This window comes from Streptomyces sp. NPDC086023 (assembly GCF_044540325.1).
Taxonomy (GTDB): Bacteria; Actinomycetota; Actinomycetes; order Streptomycetales; family Streptomycetaceae; genus Streptomyces.
This window is the reverse complement of the sequence record NZ_JBITRX010000013.1, coordinates 78,908-94,561: the sequence shown is the minus strand read 5'-3', so window position 1 is coordinate 94,561 and position 15,654 is coordinate 78,908. Positions and strand designations below refer to the sequence as shown.

Here is a 15,654-nt window from a genome sequence, read left to right as displayed (position 1 = left end):
GGAGGCCAGGACCGTCATCACGGCCGCCCCGATCAGCCGGACGGACCGGTCCAAGACCTGCCCCACCCGGCCACGCACCAACCGCCTCACGCCCAGGCGACGTGAGGTTCCCTCCCCGGCACGGCCTTCGGGCAGTACCGGCCAGCGTCCGGAGGGACACGCACCAACGGACCGGACCCGGCTGCCCCGTGCAGCCCACCGGCACCAGGACGTGACCACGATCGGCACACCGGCCACCGGCCACCGGCCACGCGGAGCAGCACTGGGCGCCGGATTCCATCTCCACGCTCACGCTGCCCCACCAAGGTGGGCGGATCCCATACGAGACATCATGCCCTGGATGGGATCGGCCGGCCGATCAGAGACGCTGTCACAGCTTCTTGCTGCGGAAGCGCGGCCGGCAGGAAGTCGTCGATCTGCACGCCGAGAACCCACTGTTCCGCCTGGTCCTTGACCCAGCGCGCGAGGGCGAGGTCGAGGACGCCGAGGCCGAACGGCGAGTAGACGGTGACGCGTTCGGGGTCGGGCGCGTACCGGGCGGGGTCGCGCAGCAGGGCGCCGATCGGGGCCTCGATGAAGTCCCGTCCTCCGGTGGCCTGTTCGGCGAGGTGCAGCGAGGTGCGCTCGCGGCAGACGTGGTCGGCGTCGTCGACGACGTTCCGGGCGCCCAGGACCGCGTCGACGGTCAGGTCGCGCAGCGAGACGTGGAGCACGGTGGTGCCGGGGCGGGCCGCCGCCAGGTCGAGGTGGGGGGTGCCGGCGGTGGTGGCGAGGGAGACCAGCTTGTGGGCGGCCAGCGCCTCCTGCGGGGTTTCGCAGTAGGTGACGGACGCGCCCGGGACGATCTTCCGGGCCTCGCGGGCGAAGTGGACGGCGCGTTCGGCGTCGAGGTCGTACAGGGCGATCTCGATCAGCTCGGGGAGGCGGGCCTTGGCGAACCGCAGCACCTCCAGGTTGATCGGGCCCAGGCCGATGAGGGAGATGCCGCGCGGCTCGGCCTCGGTGGTGAGGAGTCCCGCGGCGAGGGCGGCGGAGGCGCCGGTGCGCTTGGCGGAGATCAGGGAGGCCTCGATGAAGGCCTCGGGGCTGCCGTCGGCCATGGAGTTGAGGACGATGCTGGCGGTGGCGCGCTCCTTGCCGAGGGCGACGTTGCCGGGGAAGCTGGCGATCCACTTCATCCCGGCGGCCGGCGCGGCTCCGCCGATGTGCGCCGGCAGGCCGATGATGCGGTTGCGGTCGTCCTGGGGGAAGCGCAGGAAGACGGAGTGGGGCAGCGAGGTGCGGCCCTCGTCGTGCAGCCGGTAGGCGTCCGCGACGAGGTCGAGGATCTCCGGCTCCTTCCCCTTGAGTATGTCGCGCACCTCGCGGTGGCCGATGATCAGCACAGCACGGTCTCCTTCAGGGTCTCGCCGGCGTACGCACCGCGGGCGGGGTCCTTCCACAGGTGGGAGACCTCGCCGAAGTGCCCGCGCACCCAGCTGTCGTTGTAGATGGTGTCGAGGTAGCGGTCGCCGCCGTCGGGCAGCACGAGGACCACGTTCGAGCCGGGCTCGATGGCCGGTGCGAGGCGTTCCAGGGCGGCGACGACACCGCCGGAGGAGCCTCCGGCGAGGATCGCCTCGCGGCGTACGAGACGACGGCAGCCGACCACGCAGTCGAGGTCGGTGACGTGCACGACGCGGTCCGCGTCGCCGCGGCGCAGCAGGGGCGGGCGGACGGAGGCGCCGTGCCCGGGGATGAGCCGGGTGCAGGCGACGGGCGAGTCGAAGAGCACGCTGCCCACCGCGTCGACGGCGTTCACGGTGGTGCTCATCCCGGTCCTGCGGATGTACTCGGCGCAGCCGCCCAGGGTGCCGCTGGTGCCGGCGGCGAGGATGAGCTGGTCGACGCGGCCGTCGAGCGCCTCGGCGATCTCCCGCATCGTGGTCTCGTGGGCGAGCCGGTTGCGCGGGTTGGCGTACTGGTCGGGCCAGAAGGCGTGGGGGATGGTGGAGAGGAGTTCGGCCACGCGGCGCAGGCGCATGGGCAGCAGCTCTCCGGTGACGGGGTCGGGCTCGGTGACGACCTCGACCTCGGCCCCGTAGGCGTGCAGGATCCCGATGTTCTGGTCGGTCGTCCTGGCGTCGACCACGACGATCAGGCGCAGGTCGAAGTAGGCGCAGAGCTGGGCGAGCCCGATGGCCAGGTTCCCCGAGCTGGACTCGACGACCGTGGAGCGGCCGGGGATGAGCTCACCGGTTCTGATCCGGCCGAGGACCATGCTCAGCGCGGCACGGTCCTTGATGCTGCCGCCGGGGTTGAACCGCTCGATCTTGGCGAACACCCGGGAGGTGAACCCGGGGACGACCCGGTCCAGTTCGACGAGCGGGGTTCCTCCCACCGCCGAGAGGATCCCCTTGAGCCCCGGGGCGCAGGCCGGGCGGCCGGACGTGGTGGTTTTCCCTTCGTCATACGGCATGTGATGCAGCCATCCTCTGCTCGTGTGGCGGGACGGCCCCCGGCCCCTGCCGCCGGAGCGGCAGGGGCACGAAGACGGTGTCCGGCACGGGTCAGGCGTTGTTGCCGTTGTTGTTCAGGTTGTTGTTCACGTTGTTGATGCCGTCGTTGTTGTTCAGGTTGTTGCTGCTGTTGTTGGCGTTGTTGTTGTTCAGGTTGTTGTTGAGGTTGTTGTTCACGCGGGGTCCTTCCGTGGGACGGGTGCCGAGCGTGCTGCTCGGCGGTCCCAGACTCCGGCCGGCCGCTATATCCGCCCCATACGTCCCCGCCAGGCGCCGCGTAGCTGCGCTATAGCCCCGCCGCTCACTCTGGGCCGCATCGACTCACCACCCTCGCCCCGGAAGAGAGCTGAGAGCTGAGATGACCGGCACCGGCACCGACCACCGCATCCAGAAAGTCGTGATCCTCGGAGGAGGTACGGCCGGCTGGATGACCGCCTCCTACCTCGGCAAGGCCCTCCAGGGCACCGTGGACATCACGGTGCTGGAGGCACCCGCGATCCCGCGCATCGGCGTCGGCGAGGCCACGGTCCCCAACCTGCACCGCGCCTTCTTCGACTTCCTCGGCATCAACGAGGACGAGTGGATGCGGGAGTGCAACGCGAGTTTCAAGATGGCCGTCCGCTTCGTCAACTGGCGGACGGAGGGCGAGGGCGAGGCGCAGGCCCGCACCCTGCCGACCGACGGCCCGGACCACTTCTACCACCCGTTCGGCCTGCTCCCGGACTACGACCAGACCCCGCTCTCGCACTACTGGTTCAAGAGAAAGTACGAGGGCAAGACCACCGAGCCGTTCGACTACGCCTGCTTCCGCGAGCCCCCCGTCATGGACGCGCTGAAGTCGCCGCGCTGGCTCGACGGCCGCCCGGCCACGCGCTACGCCTGGCACTTCGACGCGGCGCTCGTCGCGGACTTCCTGCGCCGCTTCGCCACCGAGAAGATGGGCGTCAACCACGTCCAGGACGAGATGACCAGCGTCGAGAAGGACGACCGCGGCTACGTCTCCGCCCTGCACACCAAGTCCGGCGCCCGCCTGGAGGCCGACCTGTTCGTGGACTGCTCCGGCTTCCGCGGCCTGCTGATCAACCAGGCCATGGGCGAGCCGTTCATCGACATGAGCGACCACCTGCTCTGCGACAGCGCGGTCGCCACCGCCGTCCCGCACGACGACGCGGCCAACGGCATCGAGCCGTACACCTCGGCCATCGCCATGAAGTCGGGCTGGACCTGGAAGATCCCCATGCTGGGCCGCTTCGGCACCGGCTACGTGTACTCCAGCAGGTTCGCCTCCAAGGAGGAGGCCACCGAGGAGTTCTGCAAGCTGTGGGACCTCGACCCGGAGACGACGAAGTTCAACCACGTCAAGTTCCGGGTGGGCCGCAACGAGCGCGCCTGGGTGAAGAACGTGGTCAGCATCGGCCTGTCCTCCTGCTTCCTGGAGCCGCTGGAGTCCACCGGCATCTACTTCATCACCGCCGCGATCTACCAGCTGGCCAAGCACTTCCCGGACCGCACCTTCAACCCGGCGCTGGTCGACCGGTTCAACAACGAGATCGAGGTGATGTTCGACGACACCCGCGACTTCATCCAGGCGCACTTCTACTACGCGCCGCGCAACGACACCCCGTTCTGGCGCGCCAACAAGGAGCTGACGCTCCCGAAGAACATCCGGGAGAAGATCGCGGCGTACAAGGCCGGCCTGCCGATCAACTCGCCGATCACCGACGAATCGACGTACTACGGCAACTTCGAGGCAGAGTTCCGGAACTTCTGGACGAACGGCAGCTACTACTGCATCTTCGCAGGCCTCGGCCTGGTTCCGGACGCCCCGCTGCCCGCCCTGGCCCACAAGCCCGAGTCGGTGGCCGGCGCCGAGCCGCTGTTCGACACCGTCAAGCGCCAGCAGCAGAACCTGCTGGAAACGCTGCCCAGCACGTACGACTACCTGCGCCAGCTGCACGGCGCGTAGCCGATTCCCCCCGCACGGCCCGGCCACCCGGTTCCCCCCGCCGGTGGCCGGGCCGTGCTGTACTCATCCCACTGGAGGGACCGCCATGCCCGCACCAGCACACCATCCGACGGCCGTGGAGGCCGGCACCGCCGACATACGCCCGCTCATGGCCGGATTCCCCTCGGGGGTCTCCGTCCTCACCGCGCTCGACGAGGACGCCGCTCCCCGGGGCATGACCTGCAGCTCGCTCGCCAGCGTGGCGCTGTCGCCGCCGACGCTGGTGGTGTGCGTGCGGACGGCCAGCCCGACGCTCGACACCATCCTGGCCGGCGGCCAGTTCGCGGTGAACCTGCTGCACGAGGACGCCCGGGACGCCTCCCAGGTGTTCGCCTCCGGCTCCGACGACCGCTTCGAGCGCGTCGAGTGGCGGCTGCCGCTCGGCGCGAGCGGCCCGCACCTCACCGCCGACGCCCACGCCACCGCGGACTGCGAGGTGGTGCGCACGGTGGAGATGGGCGACCACACCGCGGTCTTCGCCGGGGTCAGACGGGTGACGCTGCGGGAGAACGCCGCGCCGCCCCTGCTGTACGGCCGCCGCCGCTACGCGCGTTGGTCCGACGCCGCGGTCAGTCCGGACCCGCCCGCGCAACCGATCCCCACGGAAGGAGCCGCCCGTGTCCGCCCCTGATCCGCTGCCCTCGCTGCTGATCGCCGTCCCCGCGGTCATCCTCGCGTGCCACGCCGGCGCGGCCCTGGTCCGCCGGCTCGGCCAGCCGCCGGTGATCGGCGAGATCGCCACCGGCATCCTGCTGGGCCCGTCCCTGTTCGGCTGGCTCTGGCCCGACGCCCAGCAGTGGCTGTTCCCGTCCTCCATCGCGCCGTTCACCTCGGTGCTGGGCCAGCTCGGGCTGCTGGCCTTCATGTTCCTCGTCGGCCTGGAGCTGGACCTCAACGCCCTGCGGGGCCACAGCCGTACGGCCGTCGCCGTCAGCCAGGCCAGCGTGCTCCTGCCCCTGGCGCTGGGCTCGCTGCTGGCGCTGGCGATGTTCGGGACGCTCTCCCCGCCCGGGGTCGACCGGCTGCCGTTCGTCCTGTTCATCGCCGTCTCGATGAGCGTCACCGCCTTCCCCGTGCTGGCCCGGATCCTCACCGACCGGAACCTGTACGGGACGCCCACCGGGGCGCTGGCCATGGCCTGCGCGGCGGTGGACGACGTCACCGCCTGGTGCCTGCTGGCCGTGGTGGTGGCCGTGGGCTCCAGCGAGTCGGCGCTCGGCGCGCTCACCTCGGCCGCCCTGACCGTGGTGTTCGTCCTGCTGATGTTCAAGGTGGTGCGCCCGGTACTGGCGCGGCTCGCGGCCCGGGCCTCCGGCGCGGGCGACGGCGCCGTGCTGGTGCTGCTGTTCAGCGGGCTGTGCCTGGCCTCGCTGGCCACCGACGAGCTGGGGGTGCACGCCCTGTTCGGCGCCTTCCTCTTCGGGGTGGTCACCCCGCGCGGTTCCCGGGACGTCGAGCGCTCCGCGGCCCGGCTGCGGGCGGTGGCCGTGCCGCTGCTGCTGCCGCTGTTCTTCGTGCACACCGGCATGAAGACCGACCTGGCCCTGCTGGCCGCCGACCCGGAGCAGTGGCTGTGGGCCGGGGCGGTGCTGGTGGTGGCGGTGGCGGGCAAGTTCGGCGGCAGCACGCTGGCCGCCCGCGTCACCGGCCGGTCCTGGCGGCAGTCGGCGACCATCGGCGCGCTGATGAACTGCCGCGGCCTGACCGAGCTGGTGGTGCTCAACATCGGCCTGGAGCTGGGTGTGATCGGCCCCGGACTGTTCACGATGCTGGTGCTGATGGCCCTGGTCACCACGGCCGCCACGGCCCCGGCCGTCTCCTGGCTGCGCCGGAAGGACGCGGACGGGCCGGCGGACGCGACCCCGGAGGCCCGGCCCGGCGCCGTCGGCGACGCGGCCTCCACCGCGGAGACCCTCCCGGCGGACTCCGCGAAGACCCCGGCGTCCGAGGAGGCGCTGTCCCGACGCTGACTTCGACCGCCGGAGCCGGTCCGCCCCCTCGCCGACGGGGGCGGGCCGGCTCCGGCGCGCCCGGCGCCCTCACCGGTCCCCTCGGCGGCAGAGCGGCGCCGCCCCGCAGGAACCGGGAGGGTCAGGCGCCCGCGAGTGCGGCCTCGGCGTCGTGGCCGTAGAGCCACTCCTGCTCGCGCAGGTTCTGCGAGCCGGCCAGCTCCGCGTCGCGCTCGCGCTGGCCGTCGCCGTCCGAGAGGTGGAACTTCGCCGAGTTGGCCCGCGACTGGCGCTGGATCAGCTCCGTGCGGGGGCGGCGCAGCTCCTCGTACCGGACGAGCGCCGCCCGCAGCCCGTCGGGCCCGGCCTCCGCACCGGCCAGGCAGCCGGCCAGCACCACCGCGTCCTCGACGGCCTGGTTGGCGCCCTGCGCCATGAAGGGCAGCATGGGGTGGGCCGCGTCGCCGAGCAGGGCGATGCGCCCGGTGGTCCAGCGGTCGATCGGGTCCCGGTCGTGCAGCGCCCAGCGGCCCACCGCGTCCGGCGCCTCGACGATCTTGCGGACGTCCGGGTTCCAGCCGGTGTACGTGAGGGCCAGCTCGTCCACCCGCCCGTCCGCCGTCCAGGACTCCGCGGTCCAGTCCCCGGCCGGGGCGGTGGCACCGAAGCTGATCAGCCGGCCGCCGCTCACCGGGTAGCAGACCAGGTGCTGTTCGGGTCCCAGCCACAGCCGCACCTTGGGGTCCGCCATGAGGAACGGCAGCCGCTCCGAGGGCACCAGCCCCCGGTAGATCGACTGCCCGGAGAACCGGGGCTCGTCGGGGGCGAGGGCCTCGCGGACCACCGAGTGGATGCCGTCCGCACCCACCACGAGGTCGGCGCGGCGCACGCTGCCGTCCTCGAAGCGCAGCACCGCGCCGTCCGCGTCCTCCTCGGCCCCCACACAGCGCAGCCCGATGTGCAGGCTGCCGTCGGCGAGCCGGCACAGCAGCTGCTGGTGCAGGTCCGCGCGGTGCACGGTGTAGTACGGCGCCCCGTACAGCTCCTCACACTCCGCGCCCAGCGCGGTCCGGCCCAGCAGGGCACCGTCGTCCCAGCGCCGCATCTCCACGGCCGAGGGGCGCACGGCCAGCTCCCTGAGGCGCTCGCCGAGACCCAGCCGGTGCAGCAGGCGGGAGGCGTTGGGGGCGATCTGGACGCCGGCGCCCACCTCGCGCATCCGGCGCGTCTGCTCGTAGACGTCGCAGCGGAGCCCGGCACGGGCCAGTGCCACGGCCAGGGTGAGCCCGGCGATGCCGGCGCCCACCACGGCGATGTGCGGGCCGTCCCGGTCCGGGCCGCGGGTCTTGGGATGGAGCACGGTCGAACACCTTCCGCTGTAGGGCTGCCGGCGGGCGGCGGGGCCGGTGCGGCCCGGCCGCCCGCCGGCGGGTCAGTAGTAGAGGACCGCCTTGTCCCAGTCCTCCTCCGGGCCGAACAGGCTCCGGGGCTTGACCACGTCCGGCATGCCCGTGAGCACCTCGCGGGGCACGAGGGTGCCCGGTGCGACGGTGTCGACCCGGCAGGCCACCCCGAAGCGGCCGCTCACCAGCGCGGCGAGTTCGGTGCGGACCGCCTCCTGGTGCCCGGCGGCGGCCTCCGCCTCGATGCGCAGCCCCTCGGGGCCGGCCTTGGCGCGCCAGAAGAGCACCCCGTACGCCTGGGGCAGCCGGTAGACGAGGTCCTCCAGCTCGTACTGGGTGACCAGGGTGTCCCCGGCCCGGTGGCCGTAGACGGCCCGGCCCAGCACCTTGACGGTGGGCAGCAGCCAGCCGCAGCCGCAGGGCTCGTACGAGACCTCGACGTTGTCCTCCAGGTTGTACCGGAGGAGCGGCATCGCCTCGCGGTACAGGGGGGTGACCACCAGCTGCCCGGCGCCCTCGCGGCCGATCCGGCCGGTCTCCGGGTCGCGCACCTCGAACAGCACGCGGTCGGCCCACAGGTGCAGCCGGCCCTCCGTGCACTCGCCGGCCAGGCTGCCGGTCTCCGTGGAGCCGTACTCCTCGACGACGGGCACGCCCCACAGCGCGCTGATCCGGGCCCGGCGGCCCGGGCTGAGCGGCTCGCCGCCCACGAACAGGGCGCGGAGCGCCGGGAAGTCCCGGCCCGGCCGGTGGCCGGCGGCCTCCGCGGCAGCGGCCCAGATCAGGGGCTCGGTGGGCATCGACCAGGTCATGGTGACGCCCAGGTCGTGCAGGGCCCGCACCACCCGCGAGAAGGGCATGGCCACCGAGCGGTTGTCGCCCGGTACCACGGTGGCGCCCTTGAGCCGGCCGGCGGCGTGCGCGAGGTGTCCGGTGAGGAGCATCGCGTACGGGGTGCGGACCATCAGGGTGTCGGAGGCCTCGATCCCGCACCACTTGCGGGCGAAGCGCTCGGCGAGGTCGAGCCAGTCGTCCTCGGTGTAGTACGTGGGGGTCGGCGAGCCGGTGGAGCCGCTGGACTCGTGGTACGTGGCCAGCTCGCTCTGCGGGACCGCCAGCAGCCCGAAGGGGTAGGCCTGCCGCAGGTCGTCCTTGCTCGTGACCGGCAGGCCGGCGAAGGCGGCCGGGTCGGTGGTCAGGCCGCCGGGGCCCGACCTGGCCTGGTAGAAGGGCGACTTCGCGGCCCGCTCCAGCATCACGCCGAGCCGGGCCTCCTGGAGCGCGGCCAGTCCGGCCCAGTCCCGCCAGTCGCCGATCTCGGGGCGGGTCTCGGTGCGGGACTCGGGGCCGATCTCGGGGCGGGTCTCGGTGCGGGACTCGGGGCCGATCTCGGGGCGGGTGTCGGTGCGGGGCGCGGTGCCGCCTCCGGGCCGCGTCCCGCTCCGGGTCTCCGAGAGCGCCTCGGTCGGGGTGGCCGGTGCGGCCGTGTCGTCGGTCATCCGGGGCTCCTCCATTCTCGTGTCCGCTCGGGCTCGCCCAGCACGCGGCAGGCGTTGCGCCAGGTGGCCGCGTGCCAGTCGGCGTCCTCGAAGCCCGCGCGGCGCAGCTTGTCGAGCTCGGTCGCGGGGTGCTGGAGCGGCGCCTCGGAGCCGAAGAGGATCCGGTCCGGGCCCAGCAGCCGCAGGGCGGTGCGGGCGACGACCGCGTAGCCGCCGGAGGTCTCGGCCAGCACGTTGGGCAGGTCCCCGACGAGTTCGAGCGCGTACAGGTCGATGTTGCCGATGCCCATGTGCCCGAGGACGAAGGTGACGTCCGGGTGGCCGGCCGCCAGCTTCACGAGGTCAGCGACCGTGGCCCCGGGCCGCTCCAGGCAGACCGTGTAGACGCTGTGCCCGGCTTCGCCCGCGGCCGCCACCAGGGCGGCGGTCCGCGGGTCGTCGAGCCCGACGCCGTGCACGGCCGGGGAGATCTCCAGTCCCCTGAACTCCGCCGCCCGCTCCCGGTACTCGGCCGGGTCGCGGTGCGGGTTGGCGAACCAGAAGGGGACCAGCCGGCCGCCGGAGGCCGCGCACGCGGCGCGCACGGCCTCGTTGTCGGCGTCGGTCTCGATGTGGCCGCCCTCGATCAGGTTCCGCGACAGCCGCTCCAGCGGCATGGTGCCGCCCGCGCACACCACGGCGCGGGCGACACCGCTCTCGTCCATCATCGAGAGCAGGCGGTCCGCGGCGTGCTCGACCGGCGCGAGCCGGACGTGGAAGTCGAGCACGGGCCGCGGGTCCGCCGTCGTCAGGTGAGGGCTCACTTTTCCAGGCAGAACTCGTCGATCGGGTAGCCGACGTGGCGGTCCTCGGTGGGCAGGTAGCCCAGGACCTTGTCGCCCGGCTTGAGTTCGGTGCTGTTGAGGACGACGCCCCCGGGGCCGAGGACCCGGACGTGCCAGTCGTCCTGGAGGATCAGGTTGACCTTGCGGCCGTCGGGCGAGACCGCGTTGATGGAGATCAGCGGACGGGACTCGATCTTGACGCGGCCGACGGTGACCATGCGGGTCTGGCCCTTGACGTCCACCGCCATGACCTTGCTGCCGGACTTCAGCTCGCTGAGGTAGTTGGTGCGCTCGTCCTTGGACAGCGTGTACGAGTGGATGGCACCGGCGTTGACGCGGAACGGGCGGGTCGGCATGTACGGCAGCGGGTGGGTCTCACTGACGCAGAGGATCATGCCCTTGGAGTGCGAGCCGACCAGGATGCCCTCGTCCTCGCGGAAGTGGGTGCAGGTGTCGACGCAGGCCCGCTCGCCCATGCCGATGTGCTCGGTGTCGGTGATCTCCAGCTCGGTGAGGTCCAGGTCGGGCACCTCGGCCAGGGCCGCCGTCTTGAGCTTGGAGGTCTCGCCGACCGCGGCGGGCTTCATCATCACGCCGTCCGAGCCGTGCTCCAGGACGCCGAAGATGATCTCGGCCTCCTCCACGTCCTGGGCTATGGTCACCAGGCTGCCCTGCGAGCGGGCGGCCGCGGCGATCACGATCTCCAGCGGGATCTTGGTCGGGTCGCGGAAGAGGAGCAGGCTCCACTGCTCGGTGCGGGCGGACTCGCAGGCGTCCTCCAGCGTCTTGGCGTCGATGATCTCGACGAACCGGCCGAAGTCCACCTCGGGGTGCTTCAGGGCCAGTTCGGCGGTGGTGATGCCGTGGTTCTCCGGGTCGACGATGACGATCGTGGCGTCGCCGAACTCGGCGGGCAGCTCCTTGCCCTGCGGGAAGTAGACCTTGCTGACGGTGGGCGGCAGGCCCTCCAGGTCGGCCAGGTCGTCGACGACGATGCCCTCGACGCGGTAGTGCAGCGCCTCCTGAAGGATGGCCTCCTTGGCCTCGCCGAGACCGCGGACGTCGAGCCAGCTGAGCTTCATAGGTGTGTGCTCCCAAGTGCGTGAAGGTGCCGTGCGGGCGTTGCCCTCGGGCGGCCGCGCGGGGGCGGTCCGCCGGGGCCCGCGGCGGGAAGGTGCAGGTCGGGGGATTCGGGGGAAGTCGGGGAAGGGGACGGGGAAGGCGCGGGATCAGGCGGCGGACGCGGCTCGCGTGGTGGTGCCGTGGATGACGTCCGCGATCTTCCGCGTCAGGGCGCCGGGGTCGGCGGCCTGGAAGATGTTCCGGCCCATGGCGACGCCGGCGGCGCCGCCGCGCAGGGCCTCGTCGACGTACGCGAGGACCCGGTCGGTCTCGGTCTGCTTGGGGCCCCCGGCGACGATGACCGGTATCGCGGCGCTGCGGACCACGTCGGCCATCTCGTCCGGGTTGCCGACGTAAGGGGCCTTGACGATGTCGGCGCCCAGTTCGGCCGCGAGGGTCACCGCGTGGGCGACGAGGGCCGGGTCCTTCGGGTTCTCGATGCGCGGCCCGCGGGGGTAGACCATGGCCAGCAGCGGGACGTTCCACCGGTCGCAGAGGTCCGAGACGCGGCCGAGGTCGGCCACCTGCCGGCGCTCCTCGTGGGAGCCGAGGTTGACGTGCACGCTGACGGCGTCGGCCCCGTACCGCAGCGCCTCCTCGACCCCGGCGACGAGGTACTTCTCGTCCGGGTCCGGCGCGTGCAGGGTGCTGGCACTGAGGTGGACGATGAGCGAGGTCCTCGCGAACCGGTCGTGGCCCACCTGGCGCAGGCTTCCCTTGTGGAGGACGACCGCGTCCGCCCCGTTCTCGCAGACCTGGCCGACCAGCTTGTCCAGGACCGACCGGTCGAAGACCGGGCCGTCGCTGATCGGGTGGTCCATCGGGACGACCAGGAGCCGCTGGTCTCCCTCGCCGTACAGCCGGTTCAGGCGAACCCTCCGGCCAAAGGGCAGATTGGTGAGCATCACGCCTCATCTCCGGTAAGTGGGGGGGCGGCTTCGGATCTCGGGTGTGGTCCCGGCCGCCGCCGACAGAGGGAAGTCTTCCGCGGGGCGGCGGGCCGGGACATCGCTTGATCACGGGATCCGGCACGTGAGGGTCACGTGAGCCGGAGCACGCTCAACTGCCGGTCACGTGACGCAGGATGGCGTCCCATTCGGCGGCGTCCGGGGCCTCGTCGGCCCGCCAGGCCACGTGCTGGTCGGGGCGTACGAGCACCAGGTCGCGCTCCCACCGGTCGCGCGCGGCGGTGTCGTCGACGGTGAGCAGCGTCAGCGGCAGCCCGTGGTGCAGTGCCTTCTCGGCGAGCGGTACGCCCTTGAGGCCGCCGGACAGGTCGACCAGCGTGTAGCCCTCGCCGAGCAGGTCGAACAGCTCCCTGCCGTCGGCGAGCCGGACGCTCGGGGGCCGGGTGCCGGGCCAGGTGGCGGGCACGATCTCCTGCCAGCGCCAGTCGGGCTCGGGGCCGTCCTCGTGCCGGATGACGGGCGAGGAGCCGTACCGGTGGCCGAAGTGGATGCCCAGGTTGTCGATCTGGTACCGCTCCTTGTCGAGGTACGCGGCCAGCTGGGGCCGGGTGGCGCCGGCGGCGGCCAGCGAGGGGAAGCGGATCCAGACGCCCAGCAGGTGGGCGCACATCTCCCGGTTGAAGAGGGCCACCGGGCGGCGTTCCGCCTCGTACGCGTCGAGCAGCGCGGGGCCGGCCCAGCCGCCGACGGCGGCGGCCAGCTTCCAGCCGAGGTCGACGGCGTCGCCGATGCCGGTGTTCGCCCCGTGCCCGCCGGTCGGGTAGAACTGGTGCGCCGCGTCGCCGGCGAGGAAGACGCGGCCCTCGCGGTACCGCTCGGCGACGGCCAGCCGCCCGTACCAGTAGGCGATGTTCATGACCTCGTCGGCCTCGAAGTCGAAGCCGAGGCGCTCCTTGACGACGGCCAGCGGGTCGGCCGGCTCGGGCTCGCCGTCGGGCAGGACGAAGGTGCCGGTCCAGGTGCGGACGCCGTCGCGGTTGACCAGCGTGGCGCCGCCGGCGGCGATGGTGAGGAAGAACTTCCCGTTGCGGGTGAGCGCGGGGTCCTCGCTGCGGAAGTACACGTCGCAGTGGCGGGTGCTGGGGCCGCTGTGGTGGGTGCCGATGCCGGTGGCGCGGCGTACGGAGCTGCCGCCCCCGTCGCAGCCGGCCAGCCAGTCGGCGTGCAGCGCGTACGTGTGGCCGTCGGCCTCGTCGCGCAGCACGGCCTCGACGCCGTCCCCGTCCTGGGTGAGGGACAGGAAGCTCTGGCCCTCGCGCAGGTCGATCAGGGGGTGCCGGCGGATTCTGCCGCGCAGCACGTCCTCCAGGAGCGAGCCCTGGAGCCGCTGGTAGGGCTCCAGGGGCGCGGTGCCGTCGTTGCGGTCCGCGTACCGCTCGCGCAGGCCGGTGACGGAGGGGTACTCCCAGACGGAGACGGGCGGCTGCGCCGGGTCCTGGGTCCACAGGAAGTTGAAGGGCTCGTCGGGCGAGACCCCCCGCTCCCGGATCTCCTCGGCCACGCCCAGGCGGCGCAGCAGCTCCATGCTGCGGCCGTTGATGAAGTCCATCTTGGGGTGGGCGGAGACGGTGGTGGAGCGCTCGACCACGGTGGAGCGGACGCCGTGCCGGGCCAGTTCCAGGGCCAGGGTGGCCCCGACGGGTCCGGCGCCGACGATCAGTACGGGGGTGTGCGTGCCGGCGGTCATGCGGCGGATCCTTCCTGGGCGGCGCCCTGGTCCGCCTGCTGGGGCGGGGGGCCGAAGTTCAGCAGGCGGGTGAGCAGGACGCCGGCCACGGCGAGGGCCACGGCGACCCAGAGCGCCCAGCCGTAGCCGGCGGCGAGTGCCTCCTCGGCGGCGGGGGCCGGGCTCCGGCCGAGCAGGGTGTGGGTGTGGCTCTCCGCGAGGGCGGCGAGCAGGGCGAGGCCGACGGCGCCGCCGACCTGCTGGCTCATGGTGGCCAGGCCCGAGGCCGCGCCGGCGATGGGCCCGTCGAGGCCCATGGTGCAGGTGACGAAGGCGCTGACGATGGCGATGCCGACGCCCAGGCCCCAGACGACGGTGGGCGCGAGGAATCCGGTGACGAGCTGTGCGTCGCCGCCGATGAGGGCCGCCCACCAGGCGAGGCCGGCGGCCTGCAGGAGGAGGCCGATGGCCATGGAGTTGTGCGGGCCGAAGCGCAGCAGGCGGGGGGCGAGCTGGGTGCCGGTGAAGGTGGCGATCGGGATGGGCAGGTAGGTGAGGCCGGTCAGCAGGGGCCCGTAGCCGCGGACCTTCTGCATGTAGAGGGTGATCACGAAGAAGGTGGCGAACATCAGGGCGCCCACGATCGCGATGGCCGCGTTGCCGACGACGATGTTGCGCCGGGCCAGCAGCATCCGCGGGACCAGCGGGTCCTCGGCGGTGCGCTGGCGGATGACGAACACGCCCAGCAGCACGACGGCGGCGGCGAACTGGGCGAGGGTGGCGGCGGAGCCCCAGCCCTGGACCTGGCCGCGGATGACGGCGTAGATCAGGACGACGAGGCCGAGGGAGAGGGACAGGGCGCCGGTGACGTCGATGCCGCCGGAGGCCTGCTGGTGGGTGCGGGGCAGCATCCGGAAGCTGGCGATGAAGACGCCGAGGCCGATGGGCACGTTGATCAGGAAGGCCCACTGCCAGGCGGCGGCGGTCAGCAGGCCGCCGAACAGCACGCCCGCGGCGGCGGCGAAGCCGCCCATGCCGCTGAAGATGCCGATCGCCTTGTTGCGCTCGGCGCCCTCCGGGAAGATGTCGGTGATCAGCGCCAGGGCGGCGGGGACCACCATCGCGGCGCCGAGGCCCTGCACGACGCGGCCGGTGACCAGGTGCCAGTCCTCGGTGGCCGCGGCGCAGAGCAGCGACGCGAGGGTGAAGACGGCGACGCCGGTGACGAACAGCCGCCGCCGGCCGACGAAGTCGGTGGCCCGGCCGGCCAGCAGCAGCGAGCCGGCGTAGGCGAGCAGGAAGGCGTCGACCACCCAGGCCAGGCCCGTGGCGGAGAAGCCGAGGTCGTGCTGGATGCTCGGCAGGGCGACGTTGACGATCGAGGTGTCGAGGACGGTGATGAACTCGATGAGGGCCAGCACCCAGAAGGTGGCCCACGGGGAGCGCACGCCGCCGCGCACCCCGCCCCGCCCCGCGTCCGGCGGGTCCTGGGGGCCTGCTCCCTGGATCTCACTGCTGATGTCACTGGTCATCGGCGATGCCCTCGGCTCTCGTAAGGAAGTCTCGTAAGGGGACTGCGGGTCATAGGGGTTCTCGGGGGTTCTCGGGGGTTCTGTGGGGGTCTTTCGGGGGTCCGGTCGGGGGTCCGGTCGGGACGACCGCCTCATGCTGGACCCGCGGCGGGGCGCCGGACATCGCGTCTTCGCGTGATGCTGGGCGG

General features: G+C 72.6%; 13 protein-coding genes. 3 read left to right on the top strand and 10 right to left on the bottom strand.

Going from position 1 to position 15,654, the window contains the following annotated elements; genetic code table 11:
• Positions 1-329: 329 nt before the first annotated feature.
• The 3 genes from sbnB to ACIF6F_RS24815 all read right to left on the bottom strand — a co-directional run bounded on the left by sbnB (position 330) and on the right by ACIF6F_RS24815 (position 2,675).
• On the bottom strand, positions 330-1,385 hold the full coding sequence (sbnB, locus tag ACIF6F_RS24825) for a 2,3-diaminopropionate biosynthesis protein SbnB (protein WP_399950437.1): 1,056 nt from the start codon (positions 1,383-1,385) through the stop codon (positions 330-332).
• A complete protein-coding gene (gene sbnA / locus ACIF6F_RS24820; RefSeq protein ID WP_399950434.1) occupies positions 1,379-2,458 on the bottom strand; it encodes a 2,3-diaminopropionate biosynthesis protein SbnA in 1,080 nt (359 codons plus the stop codon). Before sbnA ends, sbnB begins: the two co-directional genes overlap by 7 nt.
• Before the next feature lie 91 nt (positions 2,459-2,549).
• Positions 2,550-2,675, bottom strand: a complete 126-nt coding sequence (locus ACIF6F_RS24815) for a hypothetical protein (protein ID WP_399950431.1) — start codon at positions 2,673-2,675, stop codon at positions 2,550-2,552.
• A gap of 181 nt (positions 2,676-2,856) precedes the next feature.
• On the opposite strand from ACIF6F_RS24815, the gene ACIF6F_RS24810 reads away from it, so the two are divergent.
• The 3 genes from ACIF6F_RS24810 (at position 2,857) to ACIF6F_RS24800 (ending at position 6,473) form a co-directional block, all read left to right on the top strand.
• Positions 2,857-4,464: a tryptophan halogenase family protein gene (locus tag ACIF6F_RS24810; protein WP_399950428.1), complete on the top strand. Its 1,608-nt coding sequence runs from the start codon at positions 2,857-2,859 to the stop codon at positions 4,462-4,464.
• A gap of 85 nt (positions 4,465-4,549) precedes the next feature.
• On the top strand, positions 4,550-5,134 hold the full coding sequence (locus ACIF6F_RS24805) for a flavin reductase family protein (RefSeq protein WP_399950423.1): 585 nt from the start codon (positions 4,550-4,552) through the stop codon (positions 5,132-5,134).
• Positions 5,121-6,473 carry a cation:proton antiporter gene (locus ACIF6F_RS24800; RefSeq protein WP_399950420.1) on the top strand — a complete coding sequence of 451 codons (1,353 nt, stop codon included), beginning with the start codon at positions 5,121-5,123 and terminating at the stop codon, positions 6,471-6,473. Before ACIF6F_RS24805 ends, ACIF6F_RS24800 begins: the two co-directional genes overlap by 14 nt.
• 121 nt (positions 6,474-6,594) lie before the next feature.
• Here ACIF6F_RS24800 and ACIF6F_RS24795 read toward each other — a convergent pair whose 3' ends face one another.
• From ACIF6F_RS24795 to ACIF6F_RS24765, 7 genes are all read right to left on the bottom strand, one after another.
• Positions 6,595-7,812, bottom strand: coding sequence for an FAD-dependent monooxygenase (locus ACIF6F_RS24795; protein WP_399950418.1), 1,218 nt, complete (start codon positions 7,810-7,812; stop codon positions 6,595-6,597).
• A 72-nt stretch (positions 7,813-7,884) separates the two neighbouring features.
• On the bottom strand, positions 7,885-9,354 hold the full coding sequence (locus ACIF6F_RS24790) for a phenylacetate--CoA ligase family protein (RefSeq protein WP_399950415.1): 1,470 nt from the start codon (positions 9,352-9,354) through the stop codon (positions 7,885-7,887).
• Positions 9,351-10,157: an amidohydrolase family protein gene (locus tag ACIF6F_RS24785; RefSeq protein ID WP_399950412.1), complete on the bottom strand. Its 807-nt coding sequence runs from the start codon at positions 10,155-10,157 to the stop codon at positions 9,351-9,353. Before ACIF6F_RS24785 ends, ACIF6F_RS24790 begins: the two co-directional genes overlap by 4 nt.
• On the bottom strand, positions 10,154-11,260 hold the full coding sequence (locus tag ACIF6F_RS24780; protein WP_399950409.1) for a 3-dehydroquinate synthase II family protein: 1,107 nt from the start codon (positions 11,258-11,260) through the stop codon (positions 10,154-10,156). The genes ACIF6F_RS24785 and ACIF6F_RS24780 overlap by 4 nt, the downstream gene beginning before the upstream one ends.
• Before the next feature lie 147 nt (positions 11,261-11,407).
• Positions 11,408-12,205, bottom strand: coding sequence for a 2-amino-3,7-dideoxy-D-threo-hept-6-ulosonate synthase (locus tag ACIF6F_RS24775; RefSeq protein ID WP_399950407.1), 798 nt, complete (start codon positions 12,203-12,205; stop codon positions 11,408-11,410).
• Positions 12,206-12,359: 154 nt separating this feature from the next.
• Positions 12,360-13,955 carry an FAD-dependent monooxygenase gene (locus ACIF6F_RS24770; RefSeq protein WP_399950404.1) on the bottom strand — a complete coding sequence of 532 codons (1,596 nt, stop codon included), beginning with the start codon at positions 13,953-13,955 and terminating at the stop codon, positions 12,360-12,362.
• Positions 13,952-15,466, bottom strand: coding sequence for an MFS transporter (locus ACIF6F_RS24765; RefSeq protein WP_399950401.1), 1,515 nt, complete (start codon positions 15,464-15,466; stop codon positions 13,952-13,954). The genes ACIF6F_RS24770 and ACIF6F_RS24765 overlap by 4 nt, the downstream gene beginning before the upstream one ends.
• Positions 15,467-15,654: the final 188 nt, after the last annotated feature.